Source organism: Rhodococcus aetherivorans, from assembly GCF_011058165.1.
GTDB lineage: Bacteria > Actinomycetota > Actinomycetes > Mycobacteriales > Mycobacteriaceae > Rhodococcus > Rhodococcus aetherivorans.
Map to the genome: position 1 here is coordinate 1 of NZ_JAALEG010000164.1, position 4374 is coordinate 4374.

A 4374-nucleotide genomic window follows, 5' to 3' on the forward strand; every position below is an offset into this window, starting at 1 on the left:
CCGATGGCCGGGCCGGTGCCCCCCGCCCCGCCCTCGCATCTGCAGACACCCACCATCCGCGGCCGGTTGTCCAACCTCAGCCGCAAGGGGCGGTGGGAAGTGCCACCGGTGCTGCGGCTCGACACCCTGATGTCCTCGGTGACCCTCGACTTCACCGAGGCCGTCATGCGCACCCAGGTGGTGCGGATCCAGGTCGAGGACTACCTCAGCTCCATCACCCTGATCGTTCCCGCCGAAGCCACGGCCGACATCAACGGCCTCGACACCGTCGCCGCGAGCGCCGAGTCGAAGGTGCGCAACGGGCCCCCGTTCGGCCCGCTGCATCTGATCGTCGGCGGCACCGTCCGCCTCGGTTCCGTCAACGTCAAGCACCCGCTGGGCACGACGCTGCGCAAGCTGCTGGGCTAGCCGGCCGGCGGTCCTCGAGGAGCGTCGGGCCTGTCGGCCGGTGGAGGCGCACCAGTGTCGGTCCCAATGCGTGTTGGTGCGACGAAAGGAAGCGGCCCGCCCGGGCCGGAACGCTTATGGCAGAGCTTGCGCGTGGCGAGAACACCACCATCCCCTCGGGGCCGGTGACGGTCGCGGTGGCAGGTGCCCGGCAGGGCACGGTCGATCTGATGGTGTTCCAACTCGGCGCCGACCAGCGTGTCCGTAGCGACGCCGATTTCGTGTTCTTCAACCAGCCGGCCTCCCCGGAGGGCGCGGTCCGGTTGGTCGCGGCCGACCGGATCGGTGTCGATCTGGCCGCGATACCCGCGGGGATCGAGCGGCTGTCGGTCGCGGTCGCCCTCGACGACAGTGTGCCGGGCAGCTTGTCCGCCGTCCCCGGTCTGGGCGTGCAGATTGCCCACCCGGCGGGCGAGACAACAGCGCCCGCGTTGGGGTTGAGCACCGAGCGGGCGGCGGTCCTGCTCGAGATCTATCGCCGCAACGGCGCGTGGAAGCTTCGCAACGTCTCCGCCGGGTGGGACACGGGCCTGTCGGCGCTGGTGGTCCACCATGGGGTGCAGGTCGACGATCAACCCGCCAGTGCCGAACCTGCCGCGGTGGCCCCGCCGCCTGCGGTCGTGGACAGCGCTGGTGTCCGCACCGTCGCCGGCGAAGCGAAACTCTCGTTGGAGAAGCGGCAGAGGCTGGACCTGCGCAAGCGGGAAGTCGCCAAGGTGCTGCTGGACAAGGGCGCGGCCGGGGTGCGGGCCCGGGTCGTCCTGGTGATCGACAAGACCGGCAGCATGCACCGCGAGTACACCAGCGCACGCATCCATCAGGTCGTCGAGAGGATGGTGCCGATCGCGGTGCAGGTCGACGACGACGGCACCCTCGAGCCGTACCTGTATGCGGTCTCGTTCGCCCGGCTACCGGACATCGCCGTCCACGATGTCGAGTCCTGGTGCGCGACGTATCTGCATCTCGGTGGGGTGCACGGGGGCATCGACTACGAACAGATCGGTGGCTACAACGACGAGCTGCCGGTGATGGGGGAGATCATCTCCACCCTCACCGCGGGGGCGTCGATGCCGACGCTGGTGCTGTTCTTCACCGACGGCGGCTTCCACAAGAAGGGCCCGATCACCGCGTTGATGAAGAAGGCATCCGGTCTGCCCGCCTTCTGGCAGTTCGTCGGCCTCGGCAAGGCGAACTACGGCGTGCTCGAAAAACTCGACACCATGAGAGGGCGGGTGGTCGACAACGCCGGGTTCTTCAGCGTCGACGACATCTCCCAGGTCAGCGATGCCGAACTCTATCGGCGCCTGCTGGGTGAGTTTCCCGACTGGCTGCGCGCGGCGCGCGCCGCGCGCATCGTGGGCTGAACTGCGACGGGGTCCGCACCAACACTACGATGAGGGCGGTGCACAAGCCCGCATGTCCGGTAGTGATACTCATGCCCGCGGGCGCCGCTCCGCGGACCATGTAGGGATGAGTACGCCGACCCCGCCCGGCCTCGATCCGCGGCTCGTCGCCCAGCTGTCCGGCGAGTGCTACGCGCTCGAACAGCACCTGTACGCCGTCGGCGCGCACGTCGCACATCTGCGGGCCCAGCTCGACCGCCTCGTCGTCGCGCCGGCCCCGGCGCCCGTGCCACCCATGTCGCGGGCCCCGGCGCCACCACCGCCGCCGGTCCCGTCCGTCGCCCCGCCGCGGCCGCCGGCGCCTGCGCGGGAACCGTGGTGGCAGCGCGACGGCGTGATCAGCCGCTTGCTCGCCGTCGCCGGGGTGGCGGTCACCCTCATCGGCGTGGTGATGCTGCTCGTGCTCGCCGCGCAGGCCGGTGTCTTCGGTCCCGTGCCCCGCGTCGTCTCCGGTGCGGTGCTGTCGGCCGCGCTGGTGGCCGCCGGGATCCGGGTGCACCGCCGCGACGGCGGACGCGTCGGCGGTGCCGCCCTGGCCGCGACCGGTTTCGCGGGCGGCTACCTGGTGGTCTTCGCCGCGACCGCCTACTACCGGTGGGTGCCGGCGGTCGTCGGTCTGGCCGCCGCGCTCGTCGTCGCCGGCGCCGGGGTCGCGCTCGCGGTGCGCTGGTCGGACCGGATTCTGGCCGTGCTGCTCGTGCTCGGGGCCGCGCTGCTCGCGCCCACCCTGTCGGACGGTGATCCGTTGCTGCTGCTCGGCTTCCTGCTGGTGCTGCTCGTCGCGAGCTTTCCGGCCCAGTGGCACCGCAATTGGGCGCTGCTGCATCTCGCGCGGGTCGTGCCGATCGCCGCGGTCCTGCTGGTGTCGATCGCCGGGGCCGAGCTTGCCGAGCGGGGCGAGCTCGCCTGGCTGGTCGGCTTCTCGGTGGCGGTCGCCGCATTCGTCGCCGGCACCGCGGTGCTGCTGCTGCGCCGGGAGCCGGGCGACGTCGTCGCCGCGGTGTGCCTGGCGGTGGCGGCGCTGCCGCTGCTCGCCGTCGGGTTGCGGCTGGACCGGTGGCCCGCCGTCGCGCTCGAGGGCACGGCCGCCGCCGGGTACCTCGTGCTGTTCGCCCTCGTCGGGCCCCGGTCGCGTCCGCTGCGGGTGGCGTCCGTCGCGGTGGCGGCGTTGGCGCTGCTGCACGCGTGCCTCGCGGGCGCGAGCCCCGACGCGGCTGCCACGGTGCTGCTCGCGGTCGCCGCCGGGTATGCCGGTGCGGCCGCGTCGATGCGGTCGCGCCTGCTGTACGTCGCCGGCCTCGGCTTCTGGGTGCTCGGAGGAGCGATGTTCTACGACGGCGCCGAACTCGAGAACCTCACCGACCGGGAGCTGGCCGTGGACCGCCTCGACGCGGCCACGCTCGTCACGGCCGTCCTGCTCGCCGCGGTGACGCTGCTGCTCGCGTGGACGGCGACGCGACTGCGGCTCGTCCGCGAACGCGGCGTCCCGTGGATGTGGAGCGGTGCGGCACTCGTGGTGCTGTATGCGGTGACCACGGCATTGGTGACCGCGGGCGTCCTCCTGGGCGGTGCGGACGCCGGATTCGTCGCCGGGCACACCGCGGCGACCATCTGCTGGATGATCGCGGCGACCGCGATGCTGGCGCTCGGCCTCGCCCGCACCGAGTACGCGCACGCCGCGCTGGCCGCGGGGCTGTCGCTGACCGGCGCCGCGCTGGCGAAGCTCTTCCTGTTCGACCTCGCTGCCCTCGAGGGGGTGTGGCGGGTCGTCGCCTTCATCGTGGTGGGCCTGCTGCTGCTCGCCGCCGGTACCCGGTACGCCAAGGCGTTCGCCGGACGCTCCGCCGCCCCGGAGACCGGCTCCGGCCGGGAGACCGGATCTGGCTCGGCGGAGCCGGGACCCGGCGAGGACTGACCCGCTCGGTCAGCGGCGGCGCTGCCGCGCGATGAGTTCACTCACGCTGATCGACTGGCTGTTCTCGGCACCGCCGTGCCGGCCGCGCTGCGAATCCTGCGCGTCGGTCTCCGACCGGTTCGCCGGGGCGTCGTCGGCCCTGCCGGCGGGGGCGCTGTCCTCCGCCGGAGGTGTCGTCGACGGCCGCTCGCCCGCGACCGGCTGATCCGCCGTCCGCGGGTTGGCCCGTCGCAGCTGCGAGAGCCAGTTCTCGATTGCCTGCGGGTCCCGGGTGGGCGCGCCGGACGAGCGCGGCTGCGGCTGAACCTGCGGCCGCACGTACGTCTGGGTCACCGGGGGCGGCACGTCGCCGCGCTGCCGGCGGGGCAGCGGTGGTGTGGCGGGCGGGGAGGACACCCCGGTCTCTCCTTCTGCGTGGAGCTCGGGGATCGCCATCCGGCCGACGCCGACCGGCCGGTCGCCGTGCCCTTCCCGCCACTGCACCCAAGTCGCCTCGACTTCGACATGCTCTTCGGCGGCGAACAGGGCGGTGAGTCGGTCCTGCTGCTTGTCGGTGAGTAGGTCGGCGCCGGTGTGCAGGGTCCTCCTGGCGGCGTAGAGCGGGTCGTC

General features: G+C 72.7%; 2 protein-coding genes and 2 pseudogenes. 3 read left to right on the forward strand and 1 reads right to left on the reverse strand.

All coding sequences use genetic code 11. From position 1 onward, the window contains the following. From G6039_RS29685 to G6039_RS29695, 3 genes and pseudogenes are all read left to right on the forward strand, one after another. A pseudogene (locus tag G6039_RS29685) lies at nt 1–408 on the forward strand (hypothetical protein); the annotation flags it as partial. Nucleotides 409–524: 116 nt separating this feature from the next. Further along, nucleotides 525–1811, forward strand: coding sequence for a VWA domain-containing protein (locus G6039_RS29690; protein WP_029546133.1), 1287 nt, complete (start codon nt 525–527; stop codon nt 1809–1811). Nucleotides 1812–1917: 106 nt separating this feature from the next. Continuing rightward, a complete protein-coding gene (locus G6039_RS29695; protein ID WP_043802672.1) occupies nt 1918–3765 on the forward strand; it encodes a DUF2339 domain-containing protein in 1848 nt (615 codons plus the stop codon). Nucleotides 3766–3774: 9 nt separating this feature from the next. Here the strand turns inward: G6039_RS29695 and G6039_RS30375 are convergent. Further along, nucleotides 3775–4374 (reverse strand): annotated as a pseudogene (locus tag G6039_RS30375) (hypothetical protein); the annotation flags it as partial.